This window comes from Micromonospora echinaurantiaca (assembly GCF_900090235.1).
GTDB classification, from domain to species: domain Bacteria; phylum Actinomycetota; class Actinomycetes; order Mycobacteriales; family Micromonosporaceae; genus Micromonospora; species Micromonospora echinaurantiaca.
Genome location: NZ_LT607750.1, coordinates 217,317 through 233,573, shown reverse-complemented (window position 1 = coordinate 233,573; position 16,257 = coordinate 217,317). Strand labels below are relative to the sequence as shown.

Genomic DNA, 16,257 nt, shown 5'->3' with positions numbered 1-16,257 from the left:
GTCTTACTATTCACATACCGGGTATGCCCCGGCGCGCGCCTTCGGGGGAGGAGTCAGCGTGATCAGCACCAGCGAGATGATCCGGATCCGCCGGCAGATGCAGCGGCGGATCCGCGACGTGGTGGCCGAGCGCCGCCGCGCCCGGCAGATGGAGCCCGTCGCCACCGATCCGGCCGGCGAGCCCACGGAGGTCCGCTCCACCCCGGACACGTCCCTGTCCATCTGACCGCCCACCGGCGCACACACCCGCCGGGTCCGTTCTCGATCAAGAGGTTCGCGTCACCGGGCACCACCCGGTCGACGCGAACCTCTTGATCATGCGTGACGACCGCCCGGTCAGGCGGGGGCCAACCAGCGGTGGAGGGTGGCGGCGCCGTCGCGGATCTTGCTGATCTCCACGTGCTCGTCCCGGTGGTGGGCCAGGTTGGGGTCGCCCGGGCCGAAGTTCAGCGCCGGGATGCCCATGGCCGCGAACCGGGCCACGTCGGTCCAGCCCAGCTTGCCGATCGGCGCGGCGCCGACGGCGGCCAGGAACTCCTGTGCCGGCGGCGCGTCCAGACCGGGCGGCGCGCCGGCCGCCGCGTCCGTCACCGCCAGGTCGAAGCCGGCGAAGACCTCCCGCAGGTGGGCCTCGGCGGCCGCCGGGTCGCGGTCCGGGGCGTACCGGTAGTTGATCTCGATCTCACAGCGGTCGGGGATGACGTTGCCGGCCACCCCGCCGTTGATCCGGACCGCGTTGAGCCCCTCGCGGTAGTCGCAGCCGTCGATGGTCACCCGGCGCGCCTCGTACGTGGTCAGCCGGCGCAGCACCTCGCCGGCGCCGTGGATGGCGTTCACCCCGTGCCAGGACCGGGCCGCGTGGGCGCGCTCGCCGTGGGTGGTGACGATCGCCCGCATGGTGCCCTGGCAGCCGGCCTCGACGATCCCGTACGTCGGTTCGAGCAGCACCGCGAAGTCGGCCACCAGCCACTCCGGGTGCGCCGCGCCGACCAGCTCCAGCCCGTTGTACTTCGACTCGATCTCCTCGGCCTCGTAGAACAGGTACGTCACGTCGTAGCGGGGGTCGGGCAGGGTCACCGCCAGGTGCAGCGCGAACGCGACGCCGGACTTCATGTCCGAGGTGCCGCAGCCGTACATCAGGTCGCCGCGCATGGTGGACGGGAAGTTGTTGTTCAGCGGCACGGTGTCCAGGTGCCCGGCGAGCACCACCCGCTGGCTCCGCCCGAGGTCGGTACGCGCCATCACCGTGTTGCCGTACCGGAAGGTGGTCAGGTGCGGCACCCCCCGCAGCACCTCCTCGACGCAGTCGGCGATCGCCTTCTCGTTGAGGGAGACGGACTCGATGTCGACGAGGGCACGGGTCAGCGCCACCGGATCGGCGAGGACCTCGGGGGTCAGCGGGTTCTCCATGGTTCGCACGGTACCGTCAGTTCAGGTGAGCGCGAGGAGTGAGCTTGCGAGCCCCGCAGCCGCGAACGAAAGGTGAATCAGTGACGTCCGCAGTTTCCGCCTGGGGCATCGGCCTGGCCACCGTCACCGCCGGCGACCAGGTGCTCGACACCTGGTACCCGACCGGCAAGCTGGGACTCGGCGAGCTGCCCCTGGTCCCGGGCGAGGACCAGGCCGACGTGCTCGACCTGCCGCCCGGCGCGGTCGGCGAGCGGGCGCTGCCCGGTCTGCGTACGGTCGAGGTGACCACGGTGATCGGCTCGCTGGACGACCCCATCAAGGACGCCGCCGACGCGTACCTCCGGCTGCACCTGCTCTCCCACCGGCTGGTCCGGCCCAACGAGGTCAACCTGGACGGCATCTTCGGCAAGCTGGCCAACGTGGCCTGGACGTCGGCCGGGCCGTGCCCGCCGGAGCGGGTGGACGAGCTGCGGGTGATCGAGCGGGCCGCCGGCCGCCACCTGGTCGTCCACGGGGTGGACAAGTTCCCCCGGATGACCGACTACGTGGTCCCCTCCGGCGTGCGGATCGCCGACGCCGACCGGGTCCGGCTCGGCGCCCACCTGGCCTCCGGCACCACCGTGATGCACGAGGGCTTCGTGAACTTCAACGCCGGCACGCTCGGCACCTCCATGGTCGAGGGGCGGATCGTGCAGGGCGTGCTGGTCGGTGACGGCTCGGACATCGGCGGCGGCGCCTCGATCATGGGCACGCTCTCCGGCGGCGGCACCGAGAAGGTGCGCATCGGCGAGCGGAGCCTGGTCGGCGCGAACGCCGGCGTCGGCATCTCGCTCGGCGACGACTGCGTGGTCGAGGCCGGCTGCTACATCACCGCCGCCTCCAAGATCACCCTGCCGGACGGCCGGGTGGTCAAGGCCCGCGAACTCTCCGGCGTGGACGGCCTGCTCTTCTGGCGCAACTCGGTGACCGGCGCGCTGGAGGCCCGGCCGCGTACCGGCCGGGGCATCGAGCTGAACGCGGCGCTGCACGCCAACGACTGACGGCCGCGCCTCCGGGTCCGCGGTACGCCGCGGACCCGGAGGTGGTACGCCTCAGCGCAGCCGGTACGCCTGGATGATCCGGGTGGTCACCGTGTTGCCCGCGGTGTCCCGGGCGGTGGCCCGCAGCGAGACGTGACCCGCACCGGCCGGGTGCCGTACGCCGGCCGTCCAGCCGTCGCCGGCCGGTCGGACCCGGGCCCGCTGCCAGGTCGCCCCACCGTCGTAGGAGACCTCGACGGTCAGCGCGGCGACCCGCCCGCCCGGTGCGCCGGGCTGCCGCCGGACCTCGACCGGGATCACGAACTGCCGGCCGGCCGGGGCGGCGTTGCCCGCGTCCAGCCGCGGCGCGAACCGGATCGCCATCGCCGGCAGCCGGGCGTAGTCCTCGCCGGCCACGTGCCGGGACCGGAACGTCCAGGCCGTGGCCACCTCGGTGCTGAGGTCGGTGAAGCCGCGCCGGGACAGCGTCTCCAGCCGGTAGTCGGCGGCGCCCGGCGGCACCTCGAACTCGCCGTAGCCCGGCTCGGCGTTCTCCCCGACCAGCACCCCGTCGCGGTACAGGGCGGTCCGGGCGGTGTCGGCGGCCGAACCGCCGGCGTGCCCCTCGGCGTCGCTGTGCAGCGGCACGTCCAGCACGATCACGTCACCCTGCCGGGTGACCCCCTGCCCGGGCCAGCGCGGCGCCGGGAAGGACGGCCCGTACGGCGCGGAGTTCCAGCTCTCCCGCAGGTGCCGGCCCGGCCGGTAGGCCCGCGCCTCGGACCCCAGCGCGGCCCGGGGTTCGAGCCAGCCGTCGTCGGTCCGCACCCCGAAAAGCAGCTCCGACGACCAGCGCACGCCTCGGGTGTTGTAGTGCTCGACCCGCTGCCCCGGCACCGCCGTCGGCAGCACCGCCGCCCAGCCGCCGACGTCCGGCTCCAGCTGCGCGTAGACCATCCGTTCGGCGGCCAGCCCGGCGTAGCCGCCCCGGAACCGCTGGGTGACCGTGGCCAGGTCGCGCGCCCGGTAGTGCCGGTCGAAGCCGGTCGGCATCCGGCCGGGGAACCCCTCGGCCAGGGCGTAGAGGTACGGGCTGCTGACCGCCTCGCGGTCGGCCCACTGGCTGGTCACCGTGCCGACGAAGCGTTCGGCCGAGCCGGCCGGGCCGACCTGTCCGCTGGCCATCCCGGTGAAGTCGAAGCCCAGCAGGCCGAAGCTGTAGGAGCTGCCGTCGGTGGCGGTGAAGTTCGCGCCGACGTCGACCAGCACCGGGGTGGCGTCCCGCCGGGGCACGGTGGTGCGGACCGGCTTCGCCCGCCGCAGGTCGACGGTGATCGTGGTGTCCCGGTCGAGCAGCAGCTCGGGCCGGGCCAGGATAGCGGAGTCGGTCACCTGGTCGCCGTCCACGGTGAACAGGTAGCTGGACAGGCCGTACCGCCCCTTGGGCACCCGCAGTTCGGCGGTGCCGTCCGGGTCGTACAGGTCGTGGACGACGAAGCCGTCCAGTCCGGCCAGGGTGCTGCTGTGCTCGCCGGTCGGCGCGCCGTCCCGCCCCAGATGCCGGACGGTGAGCGTGTAGCTCTCCACCTCCCGGTTCACCGCCAGCGGGGTGATCGCGACGGTGTCGCCGGAGCGGGCGACGACCCGGCCGGTGTAGTGGCCGTCCGGGCCGTCGGGCCGGGTGTCGGCGGTGACCGTCGCGGTGACCGTACCGCCGGCCGGCACGGTGACCTGGTTCGCGCTCAGGGTGAACATGCCGGCCGGCGCCGGTGCGCCCGCCGGGCCGGTGGCCTCGACGGTGAGGTCGAGGGTGAGCTCGCTCGGTCCGGTGTTCCGCCAGGTCACCTCCCGGGTGATCGGGGCGTCGTCGGCGTGCGGCCAGGGCGCCCGACCGAACGAGACGCTCGCCGGCTCGCTGGTCACCCGCTGGTCGATCGCCCGCGCCACGTCGACCCGGCCGGCGCCCTGCTCGTACGCGGTCTGCTCGGGGTGCGGCTTCGCCGCGGCCATCAGGGTCGCCTTGAGCTGGCCGGCGGTCCAGTCGCCGTGCCGTTGGGCGAGCAGCGCCGCCGCGCCGGCGACGTGCGGGGCGGCCATCGAGGTGCCGGAGAGCGAGACGTACCCCTCCCCCACCGGGTCGCCGATCACGCCGTCCGCGGCGCGGGCGGCGACGATCTCCACGCCCGGCGCGGTGAGGTCCGGCTTGAGGGCGTCGTCGCCGACCCGGGGGCCGCGGCTGGAGAAGGAGGCGAGCACGTCCTCCCGGTCGACCGCGCCGACGGCGAGCGCGGCGTCGGCGGTGCCCGGCGAGCCGACCGGGGCGAAGCCGCCGTCGTTGCCGGCGGAGACCACGAAGAGCGCGCCGGTCTGCGCGGTCAGCGCCTGCACCGCCGCCTCCAGCGGGTCGACCTCCGGGGTGTCGCCGCCGGTGAGGCTCATGTTGATCACGTCTGCCCGCTGCTCGACGGCGGCCCACTGCATGCCGGCCAGGATCGCCGAGTCGGTGCACCAGTCCGTCTCGCAGACCTTGCCGGAGAGCAGCGTCGCGTCCGGCGCCACGCCCCGGTAGCGCCCGCCCGAGGCGGCGCCACCACCGGCGATGATCGAGGCGACGTGGGTGCCGTGCCCGATCACGTCACCCGGCTCCGCCTCCTCGGTGAAGTTGCGCGCCTCGGCCACCCGGCCGGCCAGGTCCGGGTGCCCGGCGTCGACGCCGGTGTCCAGCACCGCGACCCGTACGCCCCGGCCGGTGAAGCCGGCCTGGTGCGCGGCCGGTGCGCCGATCTGCGGAACGCTGTGCTCCAGGGTGATCCGCCGCCGGCCGTCCAGCCAGACCCGGTCGACACCCCCCGCCGTGTCGACCCGGGCACCGGCGGCGGTGAGCGCCGCCCAGAGTTCCCCGGTGCGCTGCTTGGCCGCCCGGGCGGCCACCCCGCCGATGGCGGGCAGGTCACGGGTGACCGTCACACCCGCGGGCGCGGCGGCCCGCCGGGCGTTCCCCGCGCCCCCGGCGATCAGCACCGGCAGGTCGGCCCGCCGGGCGTCGTCGTAGCCGGCCGCGACCAGTTCGGTGACGTCGAAGAGCCGCCGGTCGACCCGGCCGGCCCGGATCAGCGGCAGGGCGTCGTGCGGCACGACGGAGAGGTGACCCCGCTCCCGGCGGGTCAGGAAGCGGACGCCGTCCCGCCCCGGACCCGGCCGCACGCTGGCGGAGCCGGTCGCGGTGACGGTGACCCGGTCGCCGGTGAGCAGGGTGACGGTGGCGGACCGCCCGGCGTTCGGCGTGTCCGGCCGGGCGGTGGCGTCCGGCCCGGCGGTGGTCGGGGCGGCCGGCGCCTGGGCCACGGCCAGCCCCGGGGTGCCCAGCACCAGACCGAGCGCGAGGCCGAGACCGGCCAGTTTTCTGATTCGGTGCAACGGATCCTCCTCGTGAAGCGTTCATCGATTGAGGGAAACATTGACAACCGTCAGAATTACATACCGGGTATGCATAATGAAGACGGAAAGATGACGGAGTTGCCAACCCGTCGACCGGCCGGGCGGGCATGATCGGCGGGTGACGTCCATGAGGGAACGCATGCTCGCCGGCGAGCCGTACATCGCCGACGACCCGACCATCAACGCCGACCTCGACCGCGCCGCCCGGCTGATGGAGCGCTTCAACACCAGTCCCGCCGCCGACCCCGAACTCCGCCTCGCCGTCCTGCGCGAACTCCTCGGCGAAGTGGGCGAGGACGCCTGGGTCCGACCACCGTTCTACTGCGACTACGGCTGGCAGATCCGGCTCGGGCCGCGCACCTTCGTCAATTACCACGCGGTCTTCCTCGACGTCGCGCCGATCACCGTGGGCGCCGACGTCCAGGTCGGACCGAACGTGCAGCTGCTCACCCCGACGCACCCGGTGGAGCCGGAGCCCCGCCGAGCGAAGTGGGAGGCGGCCAAGCCGATCACCATCGCCGACAACGTCTGGCTCGGCGGCGGCGCGATCGTCCTCGCCGGGGTCACCGTCGGGGAGAACACGGTGGTCGGCGCGGGCGCCGTGGTGACCCGGGACCTCCCGCCCAACGTCGTCGCGGTCGGTAACCCAGCCCGCCCGGTACGCCAGCTCGACTGACCCGATCAAGGCCCCGACCTGCACAAACAGCTCCTCTGCGGATGGCGGAACAGCGCCGGACCAGGCACTGTGGGTGGTGACGTCGTCACCCGGGAGGCGGGGATGGTCGGTCGCGTCCTCGAACTGCGCGTGCACGGGGTGTCCAACACCCCACCGCACCAGACGCTCGGCCTGCGCGGCGAAGCGGGCGCCGAACCGCCCCGGCCGTGGCTGGTCGCCGGTGGCCCGGTCACCGGTTTCTACCGCTCGACGGCCACCGGCCCGGACGACCCGGTCGTCGTCGAGGCGTACAGCTGGGGGCAGTTGACCTCCGGCGCGCGGACCGCACGCGACGTCGAGCGGGCCCTGTGGACGCTGCTGCTTCCGTTCACCCTGGCCAACGTCGCGCTGCACGCCCGGCCGGAGATCCCGGCCGAGCCGGACACCGAACGCTGGCGCAGCCGGGCCGGCCTCACCGCCTGGCTGATCCGACTGTTCTGCCTGAGCATGACCGGCACCCTGATGCTCACCCTGTCCGGCGTGGGCGTCGACCTGATCGGCTGGCAGTGCGTCGACCGGGAGTGCCTGGCCCGGGCCCCCGGCCCCTGGGAGTTCCTCGCCCACGGCTGGTGGCGCGAGGGCGCCCGGTCGCTCGCCGTCGGCCTGGTCGTCCCGCTCGGCCTGCTCACCGTGCTCGGCCTGGTGGCCTGGCGGACCTACCAGTACGAGGCGGAGATGCCGGCGGCGCCGACCGCCCCGGTGACCGGCCGGGCACCGGCCGAGGCCCCGGCGGACGGACCGCCCGGTGTCCCGCCCACCGTCGCGCAGCCGGAGACGGCGCCGCCCCCGCCGGAGCCGCCCTCGACCCGGCCGGTGAACCCGCTGCAGGACCCGACCTTCTGGTCCGGGGAGGGGCAGCTGCGCCGCGCCGGCCTGCTGCACCTGTGCACCGGCGCCACCGTCGCGGCCGCCGTGCCGCTCGGTGCGGTGCTCGCCATGGATCCGCCCCGCGGGCCGCGGGCCGTGGTCGCCTGGACGACGGTCGCCTGCCTCGCCACGGTGCTGCTCTGCACCGTGGTCGTGCTGGGCCGGCCGTGGCTGACCCGGCGCGCGGGGCACACCCCGCTGGGCCGGTTGAGCGGTGGCCTGATCGTGCTCACCGGGCTCGGACTGGCCGGCACCGTGCTGCTCCTGCTGCTGCCGGACGGCCCCGCCGGCACCCCGCTGGCCGCGCTGCGCCCGCCGGCCGGCTGCGCCCGGGACCCGGCCGGGCCTGGCTGCGCGGCCGACCGGTCGCTGCCGGGCTTCGACTGGGTCATCGCCTGGCTGGGCACCGGCCAACTGCTGCTGCTGATCGCCATCGGCGCGGTGTCCCGGTCCGGCCGGCGGGCCCTGGCGGCGCCGCTCGCCGCCGGCCTGCTGCTCCCCCTCGGCGTCGGGTGGATCTCCGGCTGGCTACCCGGGCTGCCGGCCGCCCCGCGGCAGCTGGAGATCTGGCTGGTCGCCCTGGTGGCGATCGTCCTGGCCGGCACCGGCCTGCTGCTCCCCCGGACCCGGTCCGCCGTCGACATCCAGCCGCTGGCGGCGCACACCGATCTGGCCTGGGGCGGCCGCGGACCGGCGGTGATCGCCGGCTTCGGCTGGGTGCTCTGCATCTCCTACAGCGGCGGGCTGCTCTACTGGGTCACCGACCGGCTCGACACGGCCCCGTCCGGCGGCCCGCCCACCGTGGTGCCGCCGGTGCCGGTGATGTGGGCCGGGCTCGCCTTCGCCGTCGCGCTGCTGGCGCTCGCCGGCACGGTGGCCGTGGCCGGCCTGCGCTTCCACCGGCTGCGCCGCCAGGAGTACGCCGCGCTGGTGCCGCCCGGGCACGCGCTCTCCGGCCACGACCTGCGACGCGGTCGGGACGTCAGCACCTTCCGGGCGCTGCACCGCCTCGTCGGCGAGCACGGCCTGCGGCTGGTCGGCGGGTACGCCGTCGCCGCCGCGGTGCTGGTCACGCTCGGCTGCGCCGCCGTGCTCACCCAGTCCCCGCCGCACCCGGTCACCGCGACCGGCGGCGCGGCGGTGGTCCGGGCGGTCGCCGACGCGGGCGACGCGTTGCTCGGCTGGCTGCCGGCGCTGGTCGCCACCGTCGGCCTGCTGGTCTACCGCAACGACACGGTGCGCCGCACGATCGGCGTGGTTTGGGACGTGGGCACCTTCTGGCCCCGGGCCGCGCACCCGCTGGCCCCGCCGAGCTACGCCGAGCGGGCCGTGCCGGAACTGCAGACCCGCACCGCCGGGCTGCTGGCGCTGGCCCCGAACGACCATCGCCGGATGGACGGGATCATCCTCTCCGGACACAGCCAGGGCACCGTGCTCTGCGCCGCGGTGATCCTCCAGCTGCCGGCCCGGTGGCGGCGCCGAATCTGGTTCTTCTCCTACGGCTGCCAGCTCACCCGCCTCTACGGGCGGGTCTTCCCGGCATACTTCGGGCCGGACCGCTTGCCGGCGCTGGCCGAGGCGCTGCGCCGGCCGGGCGGGGGCACCGGCTGGACGAACTTCTGGCGGAACACCGACCCGCTCGGCTGGCCGGTCACCGCCGGGGAACGCGACGTGGCCGTCCGCGACCCGGAGGCGCTGCACCCCAGCGCCGGCGAGGTGGCCGACCCGCCGATCCGCAACCACAGCGGCTACCCGGAGTCGTCCGAGTTCCACCGGGAGCGGTCCCGGGTGGCCTGGCTGCTGCGACAGGCGGTGCCGTCACCCCGGCGGGGGTTCGGCTAGCCGGACCACCAGGTCGGCCCGGTCGGCGGTACCGACCACCAGGGTGGCGTTCGCCTCGTCGCTGCCCATCGCCCAGGCCCGGGCCTGCTCCGGCGACCGCCCGTACGCCACGTGCCGGGCGGTCAGCCGGCGCAGCCGCAGCTCGACGTCCAGGTCGAGGAACCAGGCCTCGTGCAGCAGCGTCCGCACCTCCTCCCACGGGAAGTCGGGCAGCAGCAGGTAGTTGCCCTCGGTCACCACCAGCCGGACCTCCGGCGGCACCTCGATCGCACCGGCGATCGGCTCCTCCAGGTCGCGGCGGAACGCCGGCGCCCACACCGAGGTCGGTTCCAGCCGGCGCAACCGGCGCAGCAGCGAGACGTAGCCGTTCGCGTCGAAGGTGTCCACCGCGCCCTTGCGGTCGGCCCGGCCCAGCCGCTGCAGCTCGGACTGGGCGAGGTGAAAGCCGTCCATCGGCACCAGCCGGGCGGTCGGGCCGACCGCCGCGACGACCCGCTCGGCCAGCGTCGACTTGCCCGCGCCGGGCGCGCCGGCGATGCCGAGCAGCTGCCGTGGACCGGCCTCGGCCAGGGCGCGCGCTCGCGCCACCAGCTCGTCGACGGGGAGGACCCGGGCCGCCGGCATCAGCCCAGGACCGGCTCGCTGATCGCGAACCGCGCCTGCACGGTCGCCTGGACGGGCTGCGGCTGCGGGTCGAGCTCCAGCTCCGGCGGCCCACCGGCGGCCTGGCCGTACGCGGCCCGGGCGAACATCGGCTGCTCGGTGGCAGCGGCGTCGGCCAGCTCGATCAGGGCGGTCACCCGGGCACCGAGCGCCTCGGCGTACTCGCGGGCGCGCAGCAGCGCGTCGGCGATCGCGGCGTGCCGCGCCTCCCGGTGCACCGGGCTGTCCGGACGCAGCGACCACCAGGGCCCCGCCACCTCGACCTGATCCTGGTCGGCGAGGCGGAGCATCAGCTCACCCAGCGCGGTGAAGTCGCTGACCGTCACGGCGGTGGTCACGCTGCCGTGCCAGGCCACCACCCGCTCGGTGGCCCGCCGGGTCTCCGGCCGGACCCGCAGCTCACCGGTCTCGCGGCGCTCGATCGTCGGGCCGTACCCGTCGAGCAGCACCCGGACCGCGGCGGCCCGCTCGGCCAGCCGGGCCAGGGTGGCCTCGCGGTCGCGGTCGCGAGCCCGCGCGGTCACCGAGAACCGGGCGATCTCCGGCGGCACCTCCCGGTACGCCTCGCCACGCACCGCCACCACCGGCCCGTCCACCATGCCCTCACCCTAACGGCGGCCCGACCGCCGTGCGCCCGATGCCCGGCCGCCGGCCCGGCACGGCCGGCACCGGGTCAGGACGCCGCCGGCCCGTCGGGGCGGTGGCCGGTGTACGACACCGATCCGGCGTCGACCCGGCACCGGGTCAGGTAGCCGCCCGCCGCGCCCAGCTCCAGCAGGTACGCCAGCTCGGCCGCGCGGTCGCCGTCGACCGGGAAGTCCCGGTGGTGCGGGTGCAGGTCACGGTCGAGCAGGGCGGCGCGCACCTCCCCGGCCCGCCGGTAGTGCCCGACCAGGGCGTCCATGTCGTCCCCGCGCAACGCCTCGGCCAGCTCGCCGAGCACGGCGGTCACCTGGTCGAGCTGCCGGACCACCTGCTCCCGGTTGTTGAAGAGCATGTCGGCGGTTCGCTTCGCCGGCGTACCGGCCACCCGGGTGCCGTCCCGGAAACTGCCGGCCGCGAGCCCGAGCACCGCGTCGCGTACCGCCGAGCCGGCGACCGCGCCGGCGAGCCCGCCGGCCAGCAGGTGCGGGACGTGCGAGGAGAGCGCGACCACCGAGTCGTGCCCGGACGGGGTCATCGGCACCACCCGGGCGGCGAAGACGTCCAGGACCAGGTCGACCAGCAGCCGGAACGCCGGCAGCCCTTCGGCGGCCGGGCAGAGCACCCACGCCGCCCCCTCGAACAGCGCCGGGACGGCGGCGGTCAACCCGGACCGCTCGGTGCCCGCCATCGGGTGCCCGGGCACGAACCGGTCGGTCAGCCCGTGCTCGACGGCGAACGCCGACACCGAGCCCTTGGTGCTGCCGACGTCGGTGACGACGCAGCCGTCGGGGGCGTACTTGGTGACGGTGAGCAGGGTCTCCGGCAGGGTCGGCAGCGGCCCGCAGAGGAACACCACGTCGCGGTCCCGAACCGCCTCGCCGAGGTCGTCGGGGAACGGCACCCCGTGCCGGCGCCCCTCGACCCGGGTCGCCCCGTCCGGGTCCCAGCCGGTGACCGGCACGCCCGACTCGTGCAGCCGGAGCAGGATCGACCCGCCGATGAGGCCGGTGCCCACCACGGCGGCCCGCAACTGCCCACCGGGCCTGTCCACCATCACGCACCTCGGCGGTTCGGTCGGTACAAGTCGAGGACACCCCGACTCGGTTCGGCGCCGAGGATATCGCTTATCCGGCAGCCCATCGGCCCCGCGGTCAGTCGTGGAGCCGGCCGGGGACCGCCGCGACGTGCTCGTCCGACTCGGTCAGCGCCACCCGGACGTGCTGCCCGCCGGCCGGGCCGTAGAGGGCGCCGGCGGCGACCAGGATGCCCCGGCGGGCCAGCCAGTCGACGGTCTGCCAGCAGTCCTCACCCCGGGTCATCCAGAGGTAGAGCCCCGCCTCGGAGTGCTCGATGGTGAACCCGGCCGCGGTGAACGCGGCGTGCAGCCGCTCCCGCCGGGCCCGGTAGCGCTCCCGCTGCTCGTCGGCGTGCCGCTCGTCGCCTAGCGCGGCCACCATGGCGGCCTGCACCGGCGCCGGCACGATCATCCCGGCGTGCTTGCGGACCTTGAGCAGCTCGGCCACCAGCGCCGGGTCACCGGCGACCAGACCGGCCCGGTAGCCAGCGAGGTTGGACCGCTTGGAGAGCGAGTGCAGCGCCAGCACGCCGTCGTACGAGCCGCCGCAGACCTCGGGCGAGAGCACCGAGACCGGCTCGGCGGACCAGCCGAGCGGCAGGTAGCACTCGTCGCTGGCGACCACCGCACCGCGCTCGCGGGCCCAGTCGACGACCTTGCGCAGATGGGCGGCGGGCAGCACCCGGCCGGTCGGGTTGCCGGGGGAGTTGACCCAGACCAGCCGCACCCGGGGGGTCGGGCCGACCGCGGTCAGCGAGTCGGTCCGCACCGTGGTGGCACCGGCGAGCCGGGCCCCGTCCTCATACGTCGGGTAGCAGACGGACGGGATCACCACCACGTCGCCGGGGCCGAGCCCGAGCAGGGTGGGCAGCCAGGCCACCAGCTCCTTGGAGCCGATCGTCGGCAGCACGCCCAACCCGTCGACGCCGGCCCCGCACGCCCGGGCCACCCAGGCCGCGATCGCGTCCCGCAGCGCGGGGGTGCCGGCGGTCAGCGGGTAGCCGGGGGCGTCCGACGCGTCGGCCAGCGCCCGTCGGATCACCTCGGGGACCGGATCCACCGGTGTACCCATGGAGAGGTTGATCATGCCGTCTGGATGCGCCGCGGCCAGTGCGGCCGCGGCGTCCAGGGCGTCCCAGGTGAACTCGGGCAACCGCGACGAGACCGGCGCGGGCCGGTTCAGTGGCCCTCTCCGCGCGGCGGCTGGGCGGCGACGAAGGTCGCGTCCTTCTCCACCTTGCCGATCTTCGAGGCGCCGCCGGGCGAGCCCAGGTCCTCGAAGAACTCGTAGTTGGCGGCGGTGTAGTCCTTCCACTGCTCCGGGACGTCGTCCTCGTAGAAGATCGCCTCGACCGGGCAGACCGGCTCACAGGCACCACAGTCGACGCACTCGTCGGGGTGGATGTAGAGCATCCGGTTGCCCTCGTAAATGCAGTCGACCGGGCACTCCTCGATGCATGCCTTGTCGAGCACATCCACGCACGGCTCGGCGATGATGTAGGTCACCGATCTTCTCCTCCGCAAGACACGCCGCGATCACCCGCGACGGTTAGAGCCTAGTATCTCGCCGGGGAGGGGGTCGATCGTGCTCGGTCAGCAGGATGTGGGCCACCGGGTGGTGGTACGCCGGATTGTGGGGATTCGCGAAGGCAGACCCCTGTTCTCGGACGCCCTCGGCGAGTTGGTCGAGCTGAGCGAGACTCATCTCACCCTCACCACCGACCACGGCAGGCTCCAGGTGCCCCGATCTGAGGTGCACCGGGCCAAGCGGGTGCCGCCGTCGCGCCGGCCGACCGCCGCCGCGGTGACCGCCCTGGAGCTGGCCGCCGACGAGGCCTGGCCAGCGCCCACCCGGGAACGGCTCGGCGGCTGGCTGCTGCGCAGCGCCGACGGCTGGACCGGCCGGGCCAACAGCGCGCTGCCGGTGGGCGACCCGGACCGCCCGCTGCCGGCGGCGGTGGACGCGGTCGTCCGCTGGTACGCCGAACGCGGACAGCCCGCGCTGGTGAACACCCCGCTGCCGCTCGCCGCGCCGGTCGGCGCCGAACTGGACGCGCGCGGCTGGCAGAGCCGCCCGCCCGTGCTGGTGCAGACCATGCCGCTGGCCGGGATGCCGCCCGGCCCGCCGGAGCGTCCCGGCGCGCCGCCGGTCGAGCTGGTCGGCACGCCGTCCGACGACTGGCTGGCGATCGCCGCCGGCCGCAAGGGCGGCCTGCCGGACGCCGCCCGGCACGTGCTCACCGCCGTGGACCAGGTCCGCTTCGCCCAGGTGTACGCCGCCGGCACGCTCGTCGCAATCGGCCGGGGCACGGTCACCGGCGGCGGTCGCTGGCTCGGGCTGAGCCTGATCGAGGTGCTGCCCGAGGCGCGGCGGCAGGGGCTCGCCGGCCGGGTGATCCGGGCGCTCGCCGACTGGGGTGCGGCGACCGGCGCCAGCCACGCCTTCCTCCAGGTCGAGCAGCGCAACACCGGGGCGGTGGCGCTCTACCGCGGGCTCGGCTTCACCACCCACCACACCTACCTCACCCGGGTCGCCCCGCACTGACCCACCGCCCGGCGACCAAGCCGGGCGCGGCCGGGGTCAGCGCCGGACCGGGCGGCGCGGCTTGGCGGTCTTGATCTCGGCGTACCGCTTCAGGGTCTGCGAACGGTGGTCGAGGCCGAGCGCGGTGAGGACCAGGTAGCCGAGCAGCACCCCGGCCGCGGTGGCGGCGAGGTAGAGCCAGATCTGGGCGAAGAACGTGCCGGCACCCCCGCCGAACGGGTTCTGCCCCACCAGCAGCGGCCCGACCAGCACGGTCAGCAGCAGCGCCAGCCCCACCCCGGCGGCCATGTCGGCCGCCCAGCGGCCCACCGGCCGGCGCCGGCCCCAGACGAACGCCAGCCCGGCCAGGACCAGGCCGATCACCACGAACATCCCGAGCGACACCCGGTCGGCGGCGGTGGTGTCGTCGCCACCGTCGAAGCCGAACCGGATGATCAGCCGGGCGACCACGTTGACCGCGAACAGCGCGACCGCGAGCAAACCGATCGCGCGCCACCGCTCCCTCATCGCACGCCTCCCGCCGTACTCGCGCCCGCCGCGGCGGCGGGCCTCCTGGCAGGAATACTTACCACCGGAAGCTGTGTGTCGTCAGTCCCGTCCGGGTGCCGGCGGCGGCGCCAGGATCTGCCGGAAGCCCATCACCGCGAAGGTCATCGCGCCGGCCACGATCATCGCCAGCCCGACCCAGTTGTCCCCGGCGAGCAGCAGGTCACCCTCGTCGGTACGGACCGCGGCGACCGCCATCAGCGCGAACCAGGGCACACCGGGCAGCGCCACCGCCCACCGGTGGCCGACCGCCTCGTGGGCGAACCAGCTCAGCGCGATGTTCGCGCCGATGGCGACCAGCGCCGAGAGCCCGATCAGCTGCCCGCCGACCCGCACCGTGGCGAGCAGCAGCTCCAGCACCCCGGTCGCCACCCCGGCGAGCACCGCCACCAGGCCGCCGGCCCACCGCAGCGCGAGGTCGAGCAGCGGGTGCGGCCGGCCGGCCGGCGGCGGGGTGGTCTCGTCCGGGGCGACCGACATCGGGGCGGCGGGCAGGGTCACCGGAGACCGGCCGCCGCGACCGGGGACCGGTCCGGGCCGTCGGCCACGTCCAGCCCGGCGAACAGGTCGTCCTCCCAGCCGTACGGCCCGGAGCCCGACCCCTTCTCGCCCACCGCCAGGGTGTAGTACTCCACGCCCATGAACTCGCTGCCGAAGTTGCCGGCGATCGAGTAGAGCCAGGAGGTGGACGGGATCTGGGTGGCGTGCGCGCGCATCGCCGCCTCCTTGGCGGCGTGCTGCTCGGTGGCGTCGATCCGGGCGGCGATCTGCTCGTCCGGGGTGCCGAAGGGCAGCTCGGAGAGGTCCTCGATGCCGGCGAAGGGATTGTCCGACGACTCGACGAAGTGGTTCATGCCGGCCTCCAGCACGCTCAGCGGCATGGCCGTCCAGTAGACCTTCGCCGGGGCGAAGCCCTCCGCGGCGGCCAGCTGGTGGGCGCGCATCGCGACCCGGTGCGCCTGGATGTGGTCCGGGTGGCCGTAGAAGCCGTTGCCGTCGTACGTGATCATGACCTGGGGGCGTACCTCTCGCATGATCTCCACCAGGTGCCCGGCGGCCTCGTCGAGGTCGGCCTGCCAGAAGGCCCGGGGGTGCTCGTTGGTGGGCAGCCCCATCATCCCGGAGTCGCGGTAGCGGCCGGCGCCGCCGAGGAAGCGGTGGTCGGTGACGCCGAGCGCGGCGCAGGCGGCCGCCAGCTCGGCGATCCGGTAGCCGCCGAGCTGGTCGGCCTCGGCGGCGGCGAGCTGGGCCAGCGCCGGCACGTGGATCTCACCCTCCTCGCCGAGGGTGCAGGTCACCAGCGTGACGTGGGCGCCGGTGGCGGCGTAGTGGGCCATGGTCGAGCCGGTGCCGATGGACTCGTCGTCGGGGTGCGCGTGGACCAGCAGCAGGCGTCGGTCGGGCAGCGTCGTCACGACGGTCACTCTAACCGGCGGTTCTGCCCCGCCGACCCGTACGCGTCCAGGCAGGTCGGCCACATCACCCCGGAGCC

General features: G+C 75.0%; 15 protein-coding genes. 5 read left to right on the top strand and 10 right to left on the bottom strand.

The annotated features are described in order from the left end of the window. Nucleotides 1-58: 58 nt before the first annotated feature. Nucleotides 59-226, top strand: a complete 168-nt coding sequence (locus GA0070609_RS33470; RefSeq protein ID WP_172899265.1) for a hypothetical protein — start codon at nt 59-61, stop codon at nt 224-226. A 110-nt stretch (nt 227-336) separates the two neighbouring features. Here GA0070609_RS33470 and dapE read toward each other — a convergent pair whose 3' ends face one another. Beyond that, the gene (gene dapE / locus GA0070609_RS01080; protein WP_088992054.1) at nt 337-1,410 is read right to left on the bottom strand and encodes a succinyl-diaminopimelate desuccinylase; all 1,074 of its coding nucleotides are present in this window, start codon (nt 1,408-1,410) and stop codon (nt 337-339) included. Nucleotides 1,411-1,490: 80 nt separating this feature from the next. Here dapE and dapD point away from each other — a divergent pair, with 80 nt between their 5' ends. Beyond that, on the top strand, nt 1,491-2,450 hold the full coding sequence (dapD, locus tag GA0070609_RS01075; protein WP_088992053.1) for a 2,3,4,5-tetrahydropyridine-2,6-dicarboxylate N-succinyltransferase: 960 nt from the start codon (nt 1,491-1,493) through the stop codon (nt 2,448-2,450). 51 nt (nt 2,451-2,501) lie between these two features. Here the strand turns inward: dapD and GA0070609_RS01070 are convergent, their stop codons facing one another. Beyond that, nucleotides 2,502-5,846, bottom strand: a complete 3,345-nt coding sequence (locus GA0070609_RS01070) for a S8 family serine peptidase (protein ID WP_088992052.1) — start codon at nt 5,844-5,846, stop codon at nt 2,502-2,504. Between the two features lie 139 nt (nt 5,847-5,985). Here GA0070609_RS01070 and GA0070609_RS01065 point away from each other — a divergent pair, with 139 nt between their 5' ends. Next, complete coding sequence (locus tag GA0070609_RS01065) at nt 5,986-6,543, top strand: sugar O-acetyltransferase (protein WP_088992051.1); 558 nt, start codon at nt 5,986-5,988, stop codon at nt 6,541-6,543. 102 nt (nt 6,544-6,645) lie between these two features. Then, entirely contained in the window at nt 6,646-9,291 is a 2,646-nt protein-coding gene (locus GA0070609_RS01060) for a hypothetical protein (protein ID WP_088997410.1), read from the top strand. On the opposite strand, the gene GA0070609_RS01055 is transcribed toward GA0070609_RS01060, so the two are convergent. The 5 genes from GA0070609_RS01055 to fdxA all read right to left on the bottom strand — a co-directional run bounded on the left by GA0070609_RS01055 (nt 9,268) and on the right by fdxA (nt 13,180). Continuing rightward, on the bottom strand, nt 9,268-9,915 hold the full coding sequence (locus GA0070609_RS01055; RefSeq protein ID WP_088992050.1) for a nucleoside/nucleotide kinase family protein: 648 nt from the start codon (nt 9,913-9,915) through the stop codon (nt 9,268-9,270). The two genes, GA0070609_RS01060 and GA0070609_RS01055, sit on opposite strands and share 24 nt — an antisense overlap. After that, entirely contained in the window at nt 9,915-10,553 is a 639-nt protein-coding gene (locus GA0070609_RS01050; protein WP_088992049.1) for an SIMPL domain-containing protein, read from the bottom strand. The genes GA0070609_RS01055 and GA0070609_RS01050 overlap by 1 nt, the downstream gene beginning before the upstream one ends. 74 nt (nt 10,554-10,627) lie before the next feature. After that, the gene (locus GA0070609_RS01045) at nt 10,628-11,653 is read right to left on the bottom strand and encodes a prephenate dehydrogenase (RefSeq protein WP_088992048.1); all 1,026 of its coding nucleotides are present in this window, start codon (nt 11,651-11,653) and stop codon (nt 10,628-10,630) included. A gap of 97 nt (nt 11,654-11,750) precedes the next feature. Continuing rightward, nucleotides 11,751-12,857, bottom strand: a complete 1,107-nt coding sequence (dapC, locus tag GA0070609_RS01040) for a succinyldiaminopimelate transaminase (RefSeq protein ID WP_269459287.1) — start codon at nt 12,855-12,857, stop codon at nt 11,751-11,753. Beyond that, on the bottom strand, nt 12,854-13,180 hold the full coding sequence (gene fdxA / locus GA0070609_RS34015; RefSeq protein WP_088992046.1) for a ferredoxin: 327 nt from the start codon (nt 13,178-13,180) through the stop codon (nt 12,854-12,856). Before fdxA ends, dapC begins: the two co-directional genes overlap by 4 nt. A gap of 79 nt (nt 13,181-13,259) precedes the next feature. Here fdxA and GA0070609_RS01030 point away from each other — a divergent pair, with 79 nt between their 5' ends. Next, nucleotides 13,260-14,219 (top strand): GNAT family N-acetyltransferase, encoded by a 960-nt coding sequence (locus tag GA0070609_RS01030; protein ID WP_088992045.1) that lies wholly within the window; start codon nt 13,260-13,262, stop codon nt 14,217-14,219. Between the two features lie 36 nt (nt 14,220-14,255). Here the strand turns inward: GA0070609_RS01030 and GA0070609_RS01025 are convergent, their stop codons facing one another. The 3 genes from GA0070609_RS01025 to mshB all read right to left on the bottom strand — a co-directional run bounded on the left by GA0070609_RS01025 (nt 14,256) and on the right by mshB (nt 16,189). Then, entirely contained in the window at nt 14,256-14,726 is a 471-nt protein-coding gene (locus GA0070609_RS01025; protein ID WP_088992044.1) for a hypothetical protein, read from the bottom strand. An 81-nt stretch (nt 14,727-14,807) separates the two neighbouring features. Beyond that, nucleotides 14,808-15,245: a hypothetical protein gene (locus GA0070609_RS01020; protein WP_088997409.1), complete on the bottom strand. Its 438-nt coding sequence runs from the start codon at nt 15,243-15,245 to the stop codon at nt 14,808-14,810. A 17-nt stretch (nt 15,246-15,262) separates the two neighbouring features. Further along, complete coding sequence (gene mshB / locus GA0070609_RS01015; RefSeq protein ID WP_172899263.1) at nt 15,263-16,189, bottom strand: N-acetyl-1-D-myo-inositol-2-amino-2-deoxy-alpha-D-glucopyranoside deacetylase; 927 nt, start codon at nt 16,187-16,189, stop codon at nt 15,263-15,265. Nucleotides 16,190-16,257 lie beyond the last annotated feature (68 nt).

What these genes read in the sequence shown, in the direction of transcription:
- GA0070609_RS01045 (WP_088992048.1), bottom strand. Translation starts at nt 11,653, where the DNA reads ATGGTGGACAGGCCCGGTGGGCAGTTGCGGGCCGCCGTGGTGGGCACC.
- GA0070609_RS01050 (WP_088992049.1), bottom strand. Translation starts at nt 10,553, where the DNA reads ATGGTGGACGGGCCGGTGGTGGCGGTGCGTGGCGAGGCGTACCGGGAG.
- dapE (WP_088992054.1), bottom strand. Translation starts at nt 1,410, where the DNA reads ATGGAGAACCCGCTGACCCCCGAGGTCCTCGCCGATCCGGTGGCGCTG.
- GA0070609_RS01025 (WP_088992044.1), bottom strand. Translation starts at nt 14,726, where the DNA reads ATGAGGGAGCGGTGGCGCGCGATCGGTTTGCTCGCGGTCGCGCTGTTC.
- GA0070609_RS01020 (WP_088997409.1), bottom strand. Translation starts at nt 15,245, where the DNA reads ATGTCGGTCGCCCCGGACGAGACCACCCCGCCGCCGGCCGGCCGGCCG.
- GA0070609_RS01060 (WP_088997410.1), top strand. Translation starts at nt 6,646, where the DNA reads ATGGTCGGTCGCGTCCTCGAACTGCGCGTGCACGGGGTGTCCAACACC.
- GA0070609_RS01055 (WP_088992050.1), bottom strand. Translation starts at nt 9,915, where the DNA reads ATGCCGGCGGCCCGGGTCCTCCCCGTCGACGAGCTGGTGGCGCGAGCG.